This window comes from Celeribacter baekdonensis B30 (genome assembly GCF_000299875.1).
GTDB classification, from domain to species: domain Bacteria; phylum Pseudomonadota; class Alphaproteobacteria; order Rhodobacterales; family Rhodobacteraceae; genus Celeribacter; species Celeribacter baekdonensis_A.
Genome location: NZ_AMRK01000037.1, coordinates 1 through 1,238, shown reverse-complemented (window position 1 = coordinate 1,238; position 1,238 = coordinate 1). Strand labels below are relative to the sequence as shown.

Below are 1,238 nucleotides of genomic sequence, written 5' to 3'. Positions count from 1 at the left end.
ATGGCTAAGGAAAAGTTTGAGCGTTCCAAACCGCACTGCAACATCGGCACGATTGGCCACGTTGACCACGGTAAAACGACGCTGACGGCAGCGATCACCAAATATTTTGGTGACTTCAAAGCCTACGATCAGATTGATGGTGCACCGGAAGAAAAAGCGCGTGGGATCACGATTTCCACGGCGCACGTTGAGTATGAGACGGAAAACCGTCACTACGCGCACGTGGATTGCCCCGGTCACGCCGACTATGTGAAAAACATGATCACCGGCGCGGCGCAGATGGATGGCGCGATCTTGGTTGTGAACGCCGCTGACGGCCCGATGCCGCAGACCCGCGAGCACATCCTTTTGGGTCGCCAGGTTGGTATCCCGGCCATGGTCGTGTTCATGAACAAAGTGGACCAGGTTGACGACGAAGAGCTTTTGGAACTCGTCGAAATGGAAATCCGCGAGCTTCTGTCGGCTTACGATTACCCGGGCGACGATATTCCGATCATCGCGGGCTCGGCTTTGGCCGCTCTCGAAGGTCGTGATCCTGAGATTGGCGAAAACAAGATCCGCGAGCTTCTGGCCGCAGTTGACGCCTACATTCCGCAGCCGCCGCGCGCGGTTGACGAGCCGTTCCTGATGCCGATCGAGGACGTGTTCTCGATTTCTGGCCGCGGCACTGTTGTGACCGGTCGTATCGAACGCGGCGTGATCAACGTTGGCGACAGCATTGAAATCGTTGGCATTCGTGACACGAAAACCACGACCTGTACCGGCGTTGAAATGTTCCGCAAACTGCTCGATCGCGGGGAAGCTGGCGACAACATCGGCGCATTGTTGCGTGGTGTGGACCGTGAAGGCGTTGAGCGCGGTCAGGTTTTGTGTAAGCCGGGTTCCGTGAAGCCGCACACGAAGTTTGAATCTGAGGTCTACATCTTGACCAAGGAAGAGGGTGGCCGTCACACGCCGTTCTTCGCAAACTACCGTCCGCAGTTCTACTTCCGCACCACTGACGTGACCGGGACTGTTGTTTTGCCTGAGGGCACCGAAATGGTGATGCCGGGCGACAACTTGAAGTTCAACGTTGAACTGATCGCCCCGATCGCGATGGAAGAAGGCCTGCGCTTCGCCATCCGCGAAGGTGGCCGCACGGTCGGTTCCGGCGTTGTGTCGAAGATCGTCGAGTAAGCGAGACGATCCCGAGACGCACTGACAAAGCTGTGTCGAAGATCGTCGAGTAAGATCGCATA

General features: G+C 56.9%; 1 protein-coding gene. It reads left to right on the top strand.

Annotated features, from left to right (window positions below):
* The coding region (gene tuf, locus B30_RS21180; protein ID WP_009574315.1) for an elongation factor Tu at positions 1 to 1,176 on the top strand (1,176 nt) is incomplete at its 5' end.
* Positions 1,177 to 1,238 lie beyond the last annotated feature (62 nt).